This is a genomic window from Clostridium tunisiense TJ, assembly GCF_000300195.1.
Classification (GTDB): Bacteria; Bacillota; Clostridia; order Clostridiales; family Clostridiaceae; genus Clostridium_J; species Clostridium_J tunisiense.
Genome location: NZ_AMQH01000011.1, coordinates 191349 through 209398, shown reverse-complemented (window position 1 = coordinate 209398; position 18050 = coordinate 191349). Strand labels below are relative to the sequence as shown.

Below are 18050 nucleotides of genomic sequence, written 5' to 3'. Positions count from 1 at the left end.
AAACAATGAAGAGCAAATTGATATATACGATTACTATGGTATTTATTATAGGAATTTGCGTTGGGTTATACCAATTAAATGGTGAAAGTAAATCCATTAGAGTTCATCAGCATCGTGAAAAGCAATGGCAAGCAACTAATGATGAAAAAAGTGAAGAATTTAAAACACACCTTCCAATTGTTAATATAAATACTGGTGGACAAAAGGTCCCTGGCACACCAATTGTAGAAAATGGTGAAACTGTGGGATATGAGACTGCAGCAGATGAATTACCAAGGATTACAGCATCTTTTTCTGTTATAGACCAGCAAAAGGGTGCTAATAATATTACTGATAAACCTACATTATCTTCTTTAGCAGAAATAAGTTACCGGGGAAATTCATCTAGATTTTTTGATAAGAAATCTTATTCTATTCACCTTGTTTTGGAGGATGGTACGGAGAATAAGAAAGGGATTGCAGGAATGGAACCACATGATGAATGGGTGCTAAATGGGCCATTTCTTGATAGAACCCTTATGCGTAATTATGTTGCTTTGAATATTTCAGGAGAAATTATGGATTATGCTCCAAATGTTAGATACTGTGAGGTGTTTCTAGATGGAAAGTATCAGGGCCTTTATCTACTCATGGAAAGTGTAAGTAGAGGTGAAGGACGAATCAATATTAAAAAACCTGATAAAAATAGCACTATTACTAGCTATATTGTACTTTGGGATAGAGAAGGAAAAGGTAATGAGGAACTAGATAATTATGCTCATTACACCTATCGTAGTGGCATTTCTGCACTAGATGTTAGATATCCAGGATTAACCCAAATTACAGAGGAGCGTAAAGAATATATAAGGAAAGATATAAGCAAGATTGAAAAGGTACTGTACTCTTATGATTTAACTGATGAAAAAAAGGGATATACCCAGTATATAGACTTAAATAGTTTTGCTGAGTATTTTGTAATCAATGAATTTTTCCGAAACGTGGATGCTGGGCACTATTCTACCTTTTACTATAAGGATGTAAGGGGAAAACTAAAACCTTGTGTGTGGGACTTTAACAATGGAGGGGACAATTACATGGAAAATGCCTGGAATGAAGCTGGATTTACCATGATAAATTCACCCTTGTTTAATGCTTTAATTAAGGATGAAAAGTTTGTTACTGCAGTTATTAAAAGATACAAGGAATTACGCAAGGAAACTCTCAGTGAAGCTTACCTTCTTAGTTATATTGATGAAACTAATCAGTGGTTAGGGAGTTCTGTTGATAGAAACTATAAGGTTTGGGGATATGTATTTGATTTATCTAATTATAATCATATGAATTATTTAACACCAGTAGAGAGAAATTATACTAGCTATGAGCAGTCAGTAAAACAGCTAAAGGACTTTCTTGTAGCCAGAGGGAATTGGCTTGATGAGCATATAAATACTCTTTATCAATACTCTCATGAATCTAAGAATATAAATGATTTAGTGAAATAATGAAGGAGAGGGCCAAATGAGAAAATTTATAATTACCGCTGTCATGCTTGTGCTTTCTGTGCTGGGGCTACGCTATGCGGTGTATTACGGTGGTTTTTATATTGATTTCCATCCAGATAGGCCAGTAACAACCCAGTGGAGAACTGAAAACAAAAAGATTTACATTAAAAATGAAAATGGGGAAGACAAAGAATTTTTGGTTAAAGGGGTGGATTTGGAAAGTAATATACCCAGCTACCATGCTACGGATTACGCTGTTGATAAGAATACTTGGATAAAGTGGTTTACACAGATACAAGAAATGGGAGCTAATACTATTCGTATAAATACAATTTATAACGATACTTTTTATAATGCTTTTTATGAATATAATAGCCAAAGAGAAGTTCCACTTTATTTGCTACAAGGAATTCAGGTATCAGATTATGCTAATAATTCTGGTAAAGATGCCTATAGTAATGATTTTTATGAAACCTTGAGGGCAGATTCTAAAGATGTGGTGGATATAATTCACGGGAGAAAAAGCATTTCTATAAATAAGATGAAGGGAAGCGGAAACTATCGAAAGAACATATCACCTTGGGTGCTAGGATATATCATTGGGAGTTACTGGAATCCAGGCACCATGGCTTATACAAATCACAATGAAACTCAAGATAATTTTTATCAGGGAAAGTATTTCCGTACAGATGAAGATGCCACAGTATTTGAGGCAATGTTGGCAAAAATTATGGATGATATGCTTTCTTATGAGAGTAAAAAGTATAAGACACAAAGGCTAATATCCTTTATTAATGACCCTCAAAACGATCCTTTTGTTTATGAGGAGTTTTATGGAAAGCAGCTTGGAAAATATAATTATTTAGATGCAGAAAATATCCTTTCAACTGATGAAGTTATTAGTGGTTTTTTTGCTTCTTATAGATTATATGAATTCTGCCCAGGTTTTCAAGAATACTTTTCTGAAGAGCAGAAAGCTAAACTCTCAGGTATACTTTCAACTTTAAATAAGGAATTTTATTATGAGGGCTATACTCAGCTTCTAGCTACCTATCACTCTATGCCTGTAGTTATTGCAAGTTATGGATTTTCTTCCGCTAGAGGAACTGATGATATAAGTGGACCTATTACAGAAGAGGAACAGGGAAAAGCTTTGGTTTCAACTTACAGTGATATTGTAAATTCAGGTTGTAGTGGAGCAGTAGTTAGTACATGGCAGGATGTATGGGAAAGACGTACCTGGAATACTTCCTATGCAGTAAATGTAAAAGAGTCATATCGCTGGCATGACCTTCAGACTGATGGACAAGGATATGGATTGATGTCTTTTCATACTGGTACACCGGAAGAAACCACCTATATAGATGGGGATTCTTCTGAGTGGGAGGATAAGGATAAGATATTAAGTAGAGAAGAGGTTACTTTATCTGCTAGATATGATGAGAGTTTTCTTTATATTTTAGTTGAGAAAAAGAATATTAGTGAACAGACTTCACTTTATATTCCTATTGATACTACACCTAAAAGTGGTAGCAAAAGAAGTGAAAATCCTAAGCTTAACTTTGAAAGGGAAGCAGATTTCCTCCTTTGTATTAATGGAACTAAGGATAGTCGCTTGTTAGTACAGTCAAGATATGAGTCTTTAAGAGAAAATTATTTAACTCAGATTAAAGGAGAAGATCCTTTTGTAACCGTTCCAGCAAAAGACTCCAGTGAATTTGTGCCTATTTCTATGATTTGTAAGAATAAAGCATTAGTGTCAAAAGGTATGACTGATGAGGAAATTATGACTCAAAGATTCTTTGATACCTATGAAACAGGAAGATTGGTTTATGGAAATGGAAATCCCAACAGTAGTAATTATAACTCTTTGGCAGATTTCTGCTATGGAACAGGTTTTGTAGAGATTAGAATTCCTTGGCAACTATTAAACTTCTATAACCCTGCTGACATGGAAGTTCATGATGATTATTACGAGAATTTTGGTGTTGAAGGTTTGAAAATTTCAAGTATGTATATTGGTGTTAGTGAACTATTAGAAGAAACTCCAATATCTATGACTGAGATGCAGCTAAAGCCATGGAGAAGCAAGGTAATCTATTACCAGCAGCTAAAAAGGTCCTACTTTATTTTAAAGGAAAGCTGGGGGACATAATATGAATTTTAGTATAGATAAGGTTATCTACAGTTACCTTTTTGTTTGCTGTGTGCTTTTGATTTATAATATTATCTACATAGCCTACTCTAAAAGGGAAAAAAAGAAATATAATAAGAAGGTCAATGGATGGAAAAAGGAGATCAGGACACAGCTTCATAATTTAAATTTAGGAAGAGCTATAGAAGAAAACCATAAAAAGCTATTAAATAAACGGTTAAATAATGTTAATGAATTGATTTTTTATGTTCGTGCACTAGATAGTTTGAGAGATACAGGACTTAAGCTGGAGAAATATATACAAGAAAACTATTTGGTTATCCAAGAATTAGCTTATAAATATGCAAGGAAAGAAAGTATGAGTCGAGCTTTCTTTGCATACTTCATTTTCAAAAATCCTCCTCAAAAGGACAGGGATTATAGCCCTCTTATGGAGATACTTATATCCTATATGGATAATTCCACAGTGTACTGTCGTGAAAATGTTTTGAATGCTTTGTATGCTTTAGGAAATTCCCAAGCCATAGAGAACAGTTTGCAAATTATGAATGATAGGCAATGGTTCCACCATAGGAAGCTACTTTCTGATGGATTACTAACTTTTGCTGGCGATAAGTATGATCTTGCAGAGCGATTATGGAGTTATTTTAAAAAATGGGATGATAATATTATGGTATCAGTGATACAGTTTATTACAGCTTATTCAAGTAATTTTAAAACAAGATTCTTTTCAGTTCTCCAATCGGAAGATATAAGTATTGAAATTAAGCTAGCAATCATGAGGTACTACCGTAGATATGTTTACAAGCCTGTTGAGCCTTTGTTAATAGCCTACTTGAATGATGAAAAAGAAGTAGATGAAAATATAAAGATTGTAGCAGCAGCTATTTTAGATAAATATCCTAGTAAGGAAACTATTGATACCTTAAAGAAAGCCTTGCATCATAGAAATTGGTATCTTAGATATAATGCAGCTCTTTCTTTAGTAAATCTAAAGGTTGATATTGAAAAGTTGCAAGATGTTCTAGAAGGCAAAGATCGTTATGCCAAGGAGATTCTTAGTTATATGATAGAGCAACGAAAGGTGGAAGAGGAGCAATGATTAGTTTTGTCGATAAATTTATGGAAGGGGTAGGATGGTTCTATTTAATTTATCTGCTAACCTATGCTTCATACCTTTTCTTATCTGTAACTATTGGGGCATTGCAGCTTTATCAAAGAGATAGGATGATTAAGTTTCGTAATGAGCTAAAGCATAATTATTATGTGCCTGTTTCCATACTTGTAGCTGCATATAACGAGGAAGTTACCATTGTGGATAGTGTAAAATCTTTATTAGAATTAAACTATAGGCTTTATGAAATAATTGTGGTAGATGATGGTTCAAAGGATAATACTGCAAAGAAGTTAATTGAAGCATTTCAGCTAAAGCCAGTGAGTAGACCTATCCATAGACGTTTGGAATGTAAGCCTCATAAGGCCGTTTATGAAGCTATGGTAGGGAACATAAAGCTTACTTTGATTAGTAAGTTAAATGGAGGAAAAGGCGATGCATTAAATATGGGTATAAATGCTTCACGTTTTCCATATTTTCTTGGTATTGATGCAGATTCTCTTTTACAAAGAGACTCACTAGAAAAGATTGTACAACCGGTGTTAGAAGATGATTCTATTGTGGCTGTAGGAGGACTTATTCGTGTAGCACAGTGCGTAGAAATGGTAGGTGGTGAAGTTAAAGGTTATCATCTTCCTCTAAATCTCATCACTTGTATGCAGGTTGTTGAATATGATAGATCCTTTTTAGCATCAAGAATTCTTATGGACCAATTTAATGGAAATTTAATCATTTCAGGTGCCTTTGGATTATTTAAAAAAGATATTGTTGTGGCAGCAGGTGGATACGATAGCAACACTTTAGGAGAAGATATGGAACTAGCCGTGAAGCTTCATGTATTTTGCCGCAATAACAATATTAAATACTCTCTTCGTTATGAACCGAATGCTATATGCTGGAGCCAAACGCCTGGTTCACTAAAAGATTTGATGAAGCAGCGTCGACGTTGGTATCTGGGGCTATTTCAAAGTATGACGAAGTATTATAGAGTTTTTGCTAACTTAAGATTTGGGTTAGTAAGTTTTGTATCCTATATGTATTACTTACTATTTGAACTTTTAGCCCCTGCCATAGAAGTATTTGGCATAGTTGCCACAGTTATTGCATGGAATTTTGGAATACTTAATATTCCTTTTATGATAAAGTTCTTTTTACTTTATTCATTATATGGAGGAATTTTAACAATAACAGCATTTTTTCAAAGAATATATACCCAGAATTTAAAAATAACACCTTCAGATGCCTTGAAGGCAGTATTTATTTGTTTATTAGAGAGTTTATTTTTCCGATATGTTATTTCTTTTGTTCGAGTAACTTCATTTATTGGATACAAGAAAAAAAAGAAGGAATGGGGAACTATTAAACGAGTTAAGCATGATTATAAAAGATAATTGCTCTTTTAGGTCCTTGATAGCTTAAAAAAGAAAATGCAGAAGCGATATTCAAAAAGATATCATCCATAAGTTTTTGATATGAATTTTTATAAACTTAGAATAATTAAGTGCACCCCTAATCTTTGTAAAGGTTAGGGGTAAATTTTTATTTAATATTATTCATTGAGTTTTTCTCATGCGCTTGGAGGAAATCAATATATTTAGTGGAATACATATATAAAGGTTTCTGAAATTTCACATTTTGTTGAGTTAAAATAGATATAAAAGAAAGTGGGGATATATATGGATAAAAATATGATTGCTATGTGTGGAGCTTATTGCGGGGATTGTGAGTGGAGAGAAGGTACAAACTGTCCAGGTTGCCAACAAAGTCAGGGGAAAATGTTTTGGGGACAATGTGAAATAGCAAAATGCTCTATTGAAAAGGGATTTAACCACTGTGGACACTGTAACAAACTGCCCTGTGAAAACCTTCAAGATGCTTTCAATAATCCTGACCATGGAGATAATGGGGAGAGATTAGCTAATTTAAACATCTGGAAAAAAGGTGAGAAAACCTATATGAAATTAACAAAGAAAAAATAGATGAAGAATGATGAATATTAATAAAGGAATTAATAGTTATGAAGCTAAGAACTATAGAAAGTTATATCAATAAATATTTAGAGATTTGGCCATTTTCAGGCACTATAGCTGTTTTGAATAAAGGGGAGGTTATGTTTAATAAATCTTCTGGAATGGCATGTCATGAATACAATATTCCAAATAGTATAGATACATGCTATACCTTGGGATCAATATCTAAGCAGTTTACAGCGTTTTTAATTATGTTATTATATGACCAGAAAAAAATAGATATAGATAAGTCTATAAACTTATACTTACCTAAAGAATTACACATTGATAGCAACATTACAGCTCATCATTTATTATCACATACTTCAGGACTTCACCAATTTTATAATTGGGAAGATGACTTTTTCCAATGCTATGATAGAAATACTTTTAATCGTCAAGAGTTTTTCCATGAATTTATTAAGAAACCCCTAAGTTTTCAGCCAGGAAGTAAATTTGAATATAATAACGCTAATTACAACATGATAGCATGGACAATAGAAAACATTGTTGGTATGAATTTTGGTGATGCTTTAAAAAAATATATCTTTGAACCTCTTGAAATGAAAAACACAGTGCTTGATGATGGACATGTTATTATAAAAAATAAGGCCTTCCCATATCAGATGGATAGAAATGAAGTAGTAAGATGCCAGTATTATAATGAAAAATTCAGCATTGGGGCAGGAGCTGTAGTATCTAATTTTGAAGATTTGTGCAAGTGGTATTACTACCTTAAACATAGATTATATTTATCCCATAACACCTATAACCGCTTCTTTACTGAAAATAAAGAAGGCTATTGCTATGGGTTAACCAAGGATAAGGTGTATGGGAGGACAAGATTCTATCATGGAGGGGATCATTTAGGGGTTATGACATATAGACAAGACTTCTATGATGAGGATATCTGTATTGTGATATTGTCTAATTCAGAATGTGGAAACAATTATCACATTGGTAATGCTATTGCTGAAATTATTTTTACAGGAGAAACTGAGGAACCAAAAAGGATTCCAGAAGTTAAAATAGATAGAGAAGAGCTTTCTAAATACGAAGGTGTATATTACAAAGACAAAATAGCTTTAGAGTTAGGGGAGGAAGGACTGGAATTTGTGCGTTTTAATGGAGAGGTACATTACTTACTATATCCTGCAGGAAAAAATAAATTTGCCAAGAAATGGTTTGCACAAACTAAGCCTTATGAACTTGTAGAAGGTGAAGATGGAAGCTATAAGTTTTTTGGATTTACTAAGAAGTAAATAGCTCTTCAAAGGTTCGTGAGAATGCAATGTATTCTGTGGATACTGAAGATTTAAGAGATATTCTTAAATATATATTACCTAAATAATATAAAAAGAGAATTACTCTAATGGATCAGACTGATGAGTAATGGGACAAGTGTGAATAAGATAAAGCTACTTAAAGTTTATAGGTTATGAAATATATGAATTTCATAGTAAGTTCTTAGTAGATATTATGTACACTTGAAGAAATGAGGTTGAATAATGAAATATATAACAAAAATACCTGCTGCTGACAAAGCGGTAAGTGGTAAATTAGTAGCAGATGGATGGACTAAATTAAAAGAGCCTTCTAATTTAGGTATAACAATTTTACTATCAGTACCTTTTATGATTATAAATGGAATTATATTTGCAGTTATTGCCTATTATTTATATCCTCCTTTGAAGGAACTATTCAATATTAATAATGACTTGAGTATTACCTTTACGGTAAATTTGGTTACTTTTCTATATGTTATTATGTTTTTTATATTTATGACAATACATGAATTCCTTCATGCTAGTTTTATTCCCAAGGCTTTTACTTCAGATAAAGTGTACTGGGGGATCAATGGTTTTGTAGGTTTTGTTTATACTACAGAAAAAATCAAAAAGGGAAGATATTTAATTATATCTGTTGTGCCATTCATTCTATTATCAATGATACTACCTTTTATTCTTAGTATTTTAGGATGGCTCAACTGGTTTACATTATTTCTATGTTTGATGAACGCCATGGGGTCAAGTGCTGATTTTCTCAATATGTGTTTAATAGCAGTTCAAGTACCAAGGGGTTCAGAAATTATAAATAATGGATTTGAAACTTATTTTAGATAAAATAATTCAAAACAAGGGTTAGGTTTTAAAAGAGAAAACAATATCTGTAATAACAAATAATCTTTCACTACAGTTAATTGCTAGTGTTAACATAAAAATATGAGGAGGAAATATAATGAAAAGAGTTTTAATTGCAGGAATGCACCATGAATCTAATTCTTTTAATCCTATAATAGCAGGTGAAAAAGATTTTAAAATTATATATGGAGAGGATATTTTTAATAATCTTCGAGAAAATGATTCTACAACTGGAGTTATAAAGACTTTACAAGGCGCTGGTTATGAAGTAATTCCTACGGTGTTTGCTAGAGCAGTGCCTAATGGTGAAGTTGATTATGATTTTTATATGAAAATTAAGGAAGAAATAATAGAAAGAGCTAAAGCTGCACAGGAAAAAGCACCAATAGATGCAATAACCTTAGCATTGCATGGATCTATGAGAGTTGATAAACAAGGTGAGGCAGAAGGATACCTTTTGGAAGACTTAAGAAGAATGTTTCCAAGTATTCCTATTATTTCTTCCCTTGATATGCACACTACTATGACTGAAAGAATGCACAACAATTGTGATGGTTTTGTTGGTTATAAATGTGCTCCTCATACAGATTGCTTTGAAACTGGTGAGCATGCTGCAAAGATGACCATAGAGGTTCTTGAAAGTAATGCAAAGCCTAAGTCAGCTTGGGTAAAGGTGCCAATTTTAATTGCTGGAGAACAATCACAAACTTCTGTGGAGCCCATGGTAGAACTAATTAATGAACTTAGACAGTGCGAAGAAAAGGAAGGTATAATGGCTGCTTCCTATTTGATGGGGTTCCCTTGGGCAGATAATAAGGATAGCTCTATTGCTGTTTACGTAGTAGCAAATGATGACCTTAAGTTGGCAGAAAGAGAGGCAGTTAGATTAGCAGAGTTAATTTGGTCAAAAAAACATGATTTTCATTTCCATACTGAGACCTATAATGAAAAGGAAGCTTTAGATGTTGCTTTTGAAGTAGTTAAAGAAGGGAAGTTACCTATTTATCTTTCTGATTCTGGGGATAACCCAACGGCTGGTTCCTCTTCAGACTGTACAGACTTTTTAAAACTAATAATGGCGGACGAGAGAACAAATAATTTAAGAAGACCAGTTATATATGGTGGAATATATGATCCTATAGCGACAAAAGAGTGTGAAGGAAAAGTTGGAAAAGAAATAACACTTACCTTTGGTGCTAAGTTTGATACTATTACTACATCACCTATAACAGCAAAGGGATTAGTAAAAGCTTATATTAAAGATTGGTCTAGAGAAGGAATGATAAAAGGGGACTTAGCACTGTTTAATAGTCATGGAGTGGATATAGTTCTTGCAGAAGCTCATGTTGGCTATATAGTACCTGAGATGTTTACAGACTTAGGCGTAGATCCAAAGGAGGCAGAAATAGTAGTATGTAAGCTTGGTTATCTTACTCATCAGCATGAGGTGGTTGCAAAGCGCAGCATAATGGCACTTACAAAGGGGAGTACAAATGAAGATTTAAAAACTCTAGATTATAAATTGGTGAAAAGACCAATATTCCCATTAGATGATGATTTTAAATATAATGCTTTAGATAACCTCGTAGCAAAGGAAGGATAAGGTTATGATATTAGAAGTGTGTGTGGATTCCTATACATCCATGATAACAGCGAAGAAGGCAGGAGCAGACCGAATAGAATTATGTTCTGCTTTAAATATAGGAGGACTGACACCAAGCTATGGATTAATGAAAAAGGCAAAAGAATTAAAGGACATAGAAGTTTTTGTAATGATACGTCCTCGCTCTGGAGACTTTCTATATGATGATAATGAAATTGAAACTATGAAAAGTGATATTATCCTTGCAAAAGAAATGGGATTTCAGGGCATAGTTACTGGTATATTATTAAGTGATGGAAAGATAGATATAGTGAGAATGAAGGAACTTGTAAAAATTGCTCACCCTCTTAAAGTAGTACTTCATAGAGCATTTGATGATGCGAAAGACCCAATAGAGGACGTTCCAAAACTTATTGAAATGGGAATATGCCGAATTTTAACTTCAGGACAAAGAAAAAATGCCCTTGAAGGAGCAAACTATATTGGAGAAATCCAGAAGAATTTTGGGGGTTTTATAACTATAATGCCTGGATGCGGAGTAAATGCTAATAATTTAGAAGAAATATATAAATTAACTGGATGTACTAATTTTCATTTATCTGGGAAGGTAAATGTGGGAAGTAAAATGGAATACAGAGAGTGCACTAAAAGAATGAATACTGCTAATAGTGAATTCATTATAGAAAGGGCAGATTATAGACTTATTAAGAGAGCTAGGGAAGTTCTAGATACCATTGAGTTAATATAAGGAAGAAGAGATTAAGTCATGAACACCGTATCTTAGCAGTATGAAAGAATGGTCGTTTTACTCTATGAATTAAAATCACCTTTTGTAAACATTAATCATATTATGGTGGTAGAACATTATAAAAGGAGTAACAATATGCCTAATTCTAACAAAAAATATCCTTGCTGGCATTGTGATGAAGAGTCAAAGCATGATTATCACTTAATGCATGAGGATTATGACATGAATCATTACCCACATCATAACAAAAAACCAATGCATGACTTAGACTGTATGGAGATGAAATCAAAGGACTATGGTCCAAAGCCTTTTGTAACTAATATTGAAGAGGCTACTAAAGAAAATAAAAATTTCCGTACTGCTTTATGGACAGGAAAGCATTTACAACTTACCTTAATGAGCATCCCTGTTGGAGGAGAAATAGGTTTAGAAAATCACCCACACCTTGATCAATTCATAAGGATTGAAGAAGGGGAAGGCATTGTTATGATGGGAGACAGAAAAAATTGCTTAGATTTTAGAGCAAGAGTTTGTGATGACTTCATATTCATCATACCAGCTGGTACATGGCATAATTTAATTAATACAGGCAAAAAACCAATTAAACTATATTCTATTTATGCACCACCTCAACATCCACATGGGACAGTTCATAGAACTAAAGCTGATGCAGATGCTGCAGAGCATAATCATAGAAATTATTATGAAGCTCAACAAAGTTATCTTAGACAACCTAGGAAATTTACCTTAAATGAACTAGCTCAGTTTGACGGTATAATGGGGAGTCCTGCTTATGTAGCCATTAAAGGCATTGTATATGATGTAAGCAATAATCCAAGATGGAGAAAAGCAATGGACCTTGGACTCGCTGCTGGAGAAGATTTAACTCCACAGCTTTATGGATATGGTGAAATAGAAGAGAAACTATCTGACCTTCCTAAAGTTGGTATACTTATAGAATAAGTACATTATAGAATAAGTAGAAAATCAGATAAAAATAAAATGTGCTAACTTAAAAGCTAAGTTAGCACATTTTTTTCTATAAGAATTTATAGTAATCACATTAGTGAAAATCATAAAAACTACCTTTAATTATATGAAGTCAAAATCAACACTGATTTATATATAACCCTTATCTTGTCTCCCTTAAGACCTTTTGAAAACAGAAAATAAATTTTTCTTCTTCAAGTCTATATTAAAAACTAGGAAGTTTAACTTTGATTTATATATTTATCATAGGATTTGCCTTTAATTTTAGTCCTGTTTTTCAGCAATAAAAACTATATGATTGCTATAGCCTAAAAGTTCTTTCTTTTCACAGGTGTAAAGATGGAACCTAAACCATTCTTTGAACTGTTCCCCATTAAAGGTATTTATTTTTTCACTTAATAACTCAGATAATCCGTCTGCAGCAAAATGTTTTACTTCTTTCAGCTTTGAAAGTTCCATTAAGTGTTCCATGTGATTAACAGTCATAAAACAAAAGGGCATATCAGTTAATTTAAAAGTATTATGGTCATAATGAGGTCCACCTAAATACTCTTTGTTGTAAAGCATTGACTCAGTTATGAATACCATATCATTTGATAAGTAAGCATAAAATATCTTTCCATTTTTCTTGCAAACTCTTTTAGTTTCTTCAATGCACTTTAGTTTTTTCTCGTCAGTGTCCACATGGTATAGTGGTCCAAAACATAAAACAACATCAAAACTTTCGGCTGGTAAATGAGATAAGTCTAAAGCATTACCTTGCTGAATGTTAATTTTAAGGTTCTTTTCTAGTGCCTTAGCTTTAATAACCTCTAAATTTCTTTCCACCGGCTCAACAGCAGTTACATCATAGCCTTTGCTTGCATAGTAAATGCTATAGGCTCCTGTACCAGCTCCTATATCAAGAATCTTCATACCTTCCTTTAAGTATTTATCAATATATGATATGGAAGTTAAAAACTCTATACTATTAGCCTTATTTGTATTTAATCTTTTATCCTCTTCAAAACGTTCATATAGCTCATCTAGCTTCATATGTATCCCCCTATCCCCCAAAAGATATTCCCTTGGAAATATTAAAAGTTTTATTTTAAATTATACAGAAAATATTTACATATTCAAAGTATTTAACAAAATTATATACAATTGTAAACTTGGATTTTCCAACCCATATTTAGCAGGAGTACGAAGTATTATAAAATGAACAAGAATTTATAGGTATAAACAAGTTTAGAAATGTATAAATCTATAAAAAATTAAAAGTTCTACCCTAATAAATAACTTTGATATTTTATACTTATGAACTTGAAAAGAATCAATTTACAACTGTGTTTAACTTTTTGATGAACAAACACCTTTCATTAAAAATATATTTAAAAATCTGCCACATGTTTATATACCGTGCATATGGATTATATAAAAAATGTTTGGTAGATTTTTCATTTAGTGTAAAATTAGTGTATACATATTTGCTCGCTGAACGTCTTAATAATAGAAGTACTTCAGAAACAAATAAGGCATCTTCAAAAAATAAGTAAGTCAATCTGCTAGTCTATTTTGTGCTATACTGCGTCAACAGAACCCTTTGATAGCTCCACTATCTGCGGAACCTGTTTCCTTGTCTATCACAAAATAGTCTTCACATCTTTGACTTGTTATTTATTTTCAGATGCCTAATTAACTAACTTTATGGAAGGAGGATATGATGAGCAATGAATTAATTAATGAGATGTTTGAGAAAAAGATGAATCTCATATATAAATATTTAATTAAGCTTGGATGTAGTGAAGCTAATGCTGAGGACATTGTTCAAGATACCTTCTATAAAGCATTAAAATATATAGATGGAATACAAACTGAAAAGTTATCTTCCTGGCTCTTTAAGGTAGCAATCAACAAATATTACGATTTATGCAGAAAAAACAATAGGCATATTCAGCTTAGTCTCCATGAAGACATTTTTAAAGAAAGCCTAAGAGAGGATAGATTAGTGGAAGATTTCATACTAGATTCAGAGAAAAAAGAAGAAATTCTAAAATGTTTAAATTCAATTAGTGAAATACAAAAGAACTTACTGTTATTTAAGTATGACATGGGATTGTCTTACAAAGAAATAGCTGAAATTTTAGATATTAATGAGAATACAGTAAAGACCTATCTTTTTAGGGCTAGGGAACAATTTAAAAAAGTTTGGAGGGATAATTTTGAAAAGTGATGAGGAAAGATTAAGAGAATTGTTTGAGATGAAAGATAAACCAACACCTAGTTTTAATAACACTATTAAAAGAGCCAAAACTTTTTCTATAATAAGAAACATAATCATAAGCTTAATGATATTTATAACTTTAAGTGCTGCATTATTAATTGCAAACAGTTTTATTTTAAATCATGTAAGAAACAAGAAATTAAATGAATTACATACCTGGTTTCAAGTAGCGATGCCTAATGCTTATATGGGAAATACACAAGAGGATGATAGAATAATGATTGGAGAGATTGAGTACCCAAGGTATAGATTTTTAGGAGAAAAGCCAATAGTGGATGGTATTTTCAAAGAAGATTATTCTTATATGCCACTAATTGATGGTATCTATGGAGACATGGGACATTATTTATTCAGTAGTTCAGGTGAAGGCTTTAAGGACCTAGAAGAAATGAGAAAATATAATAAAGTAGGAAAGCTAGTTATGAAATTTTATCATCCTTTAATAAGCTATGATAAATACATTAATGATTTAGAGGAACTTAACAACATAGAAAAAGATAAACTCATGGAAATATCACTGTCTTTTGATAAAAGCTATAGCCTTGAAGAAGCTAAAGCTCTAATACCAGAAGGTATAACTTTAAATTGGTATTGGGTAGACACTCTAGATAAAAATAATAAAGATAAATTGTCAAAATCCATACTGGAAGAAGATGAGGTATATGGCATAAAAGCTCTGGATAAGCAAGGAAGGGTAATGAAAAATCCAGAAGAAAGTTTTATTGATTCAATAATCTGTGGGAATTCAAATAAAGATACTCATTATAGATATAAAAGTTTATTCAACGTATTAAGTGGGGGAAAAACTGAAATTAATAAAGAGGATTTAAGGATTATTGGAGTAGTAGTAAGTGGAGATGTGGAAACATTAAAAGCCTTAAAGAATTTAAATTATATAAAAGCAGCTACAATTGGGGCTGTAGCTGATAAATACTAGGGGGAGTTTTATATGAAGGCTTATTTTAAGTTAGAACTGAAAAAGACTTTACTATCATGGAAAACTATAATTTCTATGATAGCAATTATAATTTGTATATCTATACCTTATTTAAATAAAGTGGTCTATGAACTAGAGGTTATTAATGGAGTAAGTTATTTTGTTACAATTTATCAAAGGTCTTATATATATATATTTACACCAGTGATAGTTGGATTTATTTATGCTACATCTATAATAAAAGATAAGGAGACAAAATTTTTATTTAAATTATTGGATGTAATAAATGTAAAAACTTATTATGTAGTTAAGATAGCTGTGAATGCAATAATAAACTTTGTTGTATTTTCAGTTAGCTACATCATATTAGCGTTATGCTTTATACTAAAATTTGGACTTGCTAATACAGATCCAATGTATATACCTCATTTAGGACCTTATGGAAATATATATCATATTTCTAAAGTTGGATATATAGCTTTTGTAATATTATGTTTATCCATTTCAGTAGCTGCTTTTTCAACTTTTATCCTTGGGGCAACAGTAGCTTTTAATAATAAGATCATTGCTTATATACTACCTACATTTTATGTATTTCTTACAGGAATTTTCTTCCAGAAGCTTTCACTAAATAATGTAATAGACTTTAGCATTATAAAGTTGTTTAACTTAAGCTATAGACCGCCAATACTAAACTCAATACTTTACGATTTAATTCTGACTATAGCTGGTTTATTGCTAATATACAAGTATGGATATAAAAAAGAAATAAGTTCATGTCCACAAAGTTAAAAAAACTTTTATAGCTTGATTTATAAAAAGAGGAGAAAACATTAATTTTATTAGTGTGTTTTCTTCTCTTTTAAATTGGCGAATAAGATAAAGTAAATAAAAAATAATAGCAATTTTATGGTATAAATTACAAGTAAAAATGTGGTAGAATTAATTAGGCTTAGTTATACTTTGTGCTGTAAAAGGTAAAAGCACATTTTTGAAGGCTTATAATTTAATTTAGAAGATTCATGCAGAAATTATCTATGCTTTTAATATGCAGAAGAATACATAAAATGCAAAGTAAGAATAAAACTGTTTCTTTATAATAGGATTAGGAGGTGAAAAAATGGATTGGCAAAAGGATATGAATATTGCAATGGACTATATAGAAAGTAATTTAACTGGAACTATTGATTTTAATGTGGCCGCTAGGTTAGTTGGATGCTCAACATGGGAATTTCAACGTATATTCTCATTTTTGACTCACATATCCTTGGGTGAGTATATTCGCAAAAGAAAGCTTACACTTGCAGCTTATGACATTAAAGGTAGTGAGTTGAAAATAATTGACATTGCGCTCAAGTATGGTTATGAATCCGCATCAGCTTTTTCTCGTGCCTTTAGTAAACTTTATGGGGTAACTCCTTCAGCTGCTCGTGATACTTTCATTGATCTTAATGCTTATCCTAAAATAAACTTCCAACTTATTGAGAAAGAGAGGTTTAAAAAAATGAGTAAATTTGCTGAAAGAGGTTATGTTGTTAGAGAGAATGGACCAGTGTATTTTACAAAAGATATGGACAAAACTGTAAAATGGTTTGAAGAAGTTCTTGGCTGGTATGGAGACGTGGTTTCAAGGTATAGTGATGGGAGTGGAAACTATGGTTGTGTCACCGATTATCCAGATGAAGTAGCGGTTGCTCACATAACTCCATTTAGAGGGTTTCATCTATTTAAAGGAGAGCCAGTAAAAGATGTGGCTGGATTTCTAATGATTGAAGGAATTGAAGCTTTTCACAAGTTTGTTAAAGAAAATGGGTGGAATCAAATTTCAGACATTGAAGAAGAACCATGGGGAGCAAAGGAATGCAGTGTCATAACCATTGATGACTGTAGATTACGCTTTTTTGAAACAACTTAATAGAAGGAGCTTTAATGTTAATATGTAGCTAAGTTTATTTAATTTGCTACCATTAAGTTTTTAAAGCAATGTGGAATAAGAGTAATAATATGTTATCTAAAAAACATGGGTAAGCTATCATGAAAATTTTTGTTATAAGAAATATTAAGTATTTAGCTTAAATCTATTAATAAGGGAAGAAAACATTAATTTTGATGAAATGTTTTCTTCTCTTATTAATTTCAAACTATAATCAAAAAACTGCATAAGTATTGATAATTTATGGTATAAATTACAAGTAATAATATGGTAAAATAAGTTAGGAATAATTTATTATTCCATTGTTTAAGTCTATGGTGATAACAAATATTATTTTGAAAGGGTGAAGTGATATGAAGTGTAATGTTAGATTTTCTATTATAAATAATGGGAGGAGAGCAACAGCTTGAATAGAACTACTAAAACTTAATAAAATATATTTGTATATTATTATTTTTATGCTGCCATAATATGCATAAAGAGGTGATAGCATGAAGTATTATACAATTGGTCAATTCTCAAAGTTAGTAGGAAAAAGTATTCAAACTTTAAGACTATGGAATAATGAAGGGAAATTAAAACCACACCATATAACAGAAGGTGGACACCTTTATTATTCTGAACAGCAAATTAATCAAGAGGGAAAATAAAGCTAAGGAAATGATTAAGGAGT

General features: G+C 31.8%; 14 protein-coding genes and 2 pseudogenes. 15 read left to right on the top strand and 1 reads right to left on the bottom strand.

From position 1 onward, the window contains the following. Positions 1-5: 5 nt before the first annotated feature. The 10 genes and pseudogenes from C661_RS0111015 to C661_RS24240 form a co-directional block, all read left to right on the top strand. Positions 6-1481, top strand: a complete 1476-nt coding sequence (locus C661_RS0111015; protein ID WP_017415372.1) for a CotH kinase family protein — start codon at positions 6-8, stop codon at positions 1479-1481. Positions 1482-1497: 16 nt separating this feature from the next. Continuing rightward, positions 1498-3636: a hypothetical protein gene (locus tag C661_RS0111010; protein WP_017415371.1), complete on the top strand. Its 2139-nt coding sequence runs from the start codon at positions 1498-1500 to the stop codon at positions 3634-3636. Position 3637: 1 nt separating this feature from the next. Further along, positions 3638-4738, top strand: coding sequence for a HEAT repeat domain-containing protein (locus C661_RS0111005; protein ID WP_017415370.1), 1101 nt, complete (start codon positions 3638-3640; stop codon positions 4736-4738). Continuing rightward, positions 4735-6141 carry a glycosyltransferase family 2 protein gene (locus C661_RS0111000; protein WP_017415369.1) on the top strand — a complete coding sequence of 469 codons (1407 nt, stop codon included), beginning with the start codon at positions 4735-4737 and terminating at the stop codon, positions 6139-6141. Before C661_RS0111005 ends, C661_RS0111000 begins: the two co-directional genes overlap by 4 nt. A gap of 285 nt (positions 6142-6426) precedes the next feature. Then, complete coding sequence (locus tag C661_RS21770; RefSeq protein WP_017415368.1) at positions 6427-6729, top strand: DUF3795 domain-containing protein; 303 nt, start codon at positions 6427-6429, stop codon at positions 6727-6729. A gap of 38 nt (positions 6730-6767) precedes the next feature. After that, positions 6768-8021 (top strand): serine hydrolase domain-containing protein, encoded by a 1254-nt coding sequence (locus C661_RS0110990; protein ID WP_017415367.1) that lies wholly within the window; start codon positions 6768-6770, stop codon positions 8019-8021. 246 nt (positions 8022-8267) lie between these two features. Further along, complete coding sequence (locus C661_RS0110985) at positions 8268-8882, top strand: DUF3267 domain-containing protein (protein ID WP_017415366.1); 615 nt, start codon at positions 8268-8270, stop codon at positions 8880-8882. Positions 8883-8997: 115 nt separating this feature from the next. Continuing rightward, a complete protein-coding gene (locus C661_RS0110980; protein ID WP_017415365.1) occupies positions 8998-10503 on the top strand; it encodes a M81 family metallopeptidase in 1506 nt (501 codons plus the stop codon). A 4-nt stretch (positions 10504-10507) separates the two neighbouring features. Beyond that, positions 10508-11251, top strand: a complete 744-nt coding sequence (locus C661_RS0110975) for a copper homeostasis protein CutC (protein WP_017415364.1) — start codon at positions 10508-10510, stop codon at positions 11249-11251. Positions 11252-11539: 288 nt separating this feature from the next. Further along, positions 11540-11944, top strand: a pseudogene (locus C661_RS24240) (cupin domain-containing protein); the annotation flags it as partial. Between the two features lie 561 nt (positions 11945-12505). Here the strand turns inward: C661_RS24240 and C661_RS0110965 are convergent. Then, positions 12506-13276 carry a class I SAM-dependent methyltransferase gene (locus C661_RS0110965; protein WP_017415362.1) on the bottom strand — a complete coding sequence of 257 codons (771 nt, stop codon included), beginning with the start codon at positions 13274-13276 and terminating at the stop codon, positions 12506-12508. A 670-nt stretch (positions 13277-13946) separates the two neighbouring features. Between C661_RS0110965 and C661_RS0110960 the strand changes: the two genes are divergently transcribed. The 5 genes and pseudogenes from C661_RS0110960 to C661_RS21760 form a co-directional block, all read left to right on the top strand. After that, complete coding sequence (locus C661_RS0110960) at positions 13947-14456, top strand: RNA polymerase sigma factor (RefSeq protein ID WP_017415361.1); 510 nt, start codon at positions 13947-13949, stop codon at positions 14454-14456. After that, entirely contained in the window at positions 14446-15444 is a 999-nt protein-coding gene (locus tag C661_RS0110955) for an anti sigma factor C-terminal domain-containing protein (RefSeq protein WP_017415360.1), read from the top strand. The genes C661_RS0110960 and C661_RS0110955 overlap by 11 nt, the downstream gene beginning before the upstream one ends. A gap of 12 nt (positions 15445-15456) precedes the next feature. After that, positions 15457-16236, top strand: coding sequence for a hypothetical protein (locus C661_RS0110950; protein ID WP_017415359.1), 780 nt, complete (start codon positions 15457-15459; stop codon positions 16234-16236). 328 nt (positions 16237-16564) lie between these two features. Then, positions 16565-17359 carry a helix-turn-helix domain-containing protein gene (locus tag C661_RS0110945; RefSeq protein WP_017415358.1) on the top strand — a complete coding sequence of 265 codons (795 nt, stop codon included), beginning with the start codon at positions 16565-16567 and terminating at the stop codon, positions 17357-17359. 509 nt (positions 17360-17868) lie between these two features. Then, positions 17869-18012, top strand: a pseudogene (locus C661_RS21760) (MerR family transcriptional regulator); the annotation flags it as partial. Between the last annotated feature and the right edge of the window lie 38 nt (positions 18013-18050).

Coding starts and splice junctions, on each gene's coding strand:
- C661_RS0111015 (WP_017415372.1), top strand. CDS start 6: ATGAAGAGCAAATTGATATATACGATTACTATGGTATTTATTATAGGA.
- C661_RS0111010 (WP_017415371.1), top strand. CDS start 1,498: ATGAGAAAATTTATAATTACCGCTGTCATGCTTGTGCTTTCTGTGCTG.
- C661_RS0111005 (WP_017415370.1), top strand. CDS start 3,638: ATGAATTTTAGTATAGATAAGGTTATCTACAGTTACCTTTTTGTTTGC.
- C661_RS0111000 (WP_017415369.1), top strand. CDS start 4,735: ATGATTAGTTTTGTCGATAAATTTATGGAAGGGGTAGGATGGTTCTAT.
- C661_RS21770 (WP_017415368.1), top strand. CDS start 6,427: ATGGATAAAAATATGATTGCTATGTGTGGAGCTTATTGCGGGGATTGT.
- C661_RS0110990 (WP_017415367.1), top strand. CDS start 6,768: ATGAAGCTAAGAACTATAGAAAGTTATATCAATAAATATTTAGAGATT.
- C661_RS0110985 (WP_017415366.1), top strand. CDS start 8,268: ATGAAATATATAACAAAAATACCTGCTGCTGACAAAGCGGTAAGTGGT.
- C661_RS0110980 (WP_017415365.1), top strand. CDS start 8,998: ATGAAAAGAGTTTTAATTGCAGGAATGCACCATGAATCTAATTCTTTT.
- C661_RS0110975 (WP_017415364.1), top strand. CDS start 10,508: ATGATATTAGAAGTGTGTGTGGATTCCTATACATCCATGATAACAGCG.
- C661_RS0110965 (WP_017415362.1), bottom strand. CDS start 13,276: ATGAAGCTAGATGAGCTATATGAACGTTTTGAAGAGGATAAAAGATTA.
- C661_RS0110960 (WP_017415361.1), top strand. CDS start 13,947: ATGAGCAATGAATTAATTAATGAGATGTTTGAGAAAAAGATGAATCTC.
- C661_RS0110950 (WP_017415359.1), top strand. CDS start 15,457: ATGAAGGCTTATTTTAAGTTAGAACTGAAAAAGACTTTACTATCATGG.
- C661_RS0110945 (WP_017415358.1), top strand. CDS start 16,565: ATGGATTGGCAAAAGGATATGAATATTGCAATGGACTATATAGAAAGT.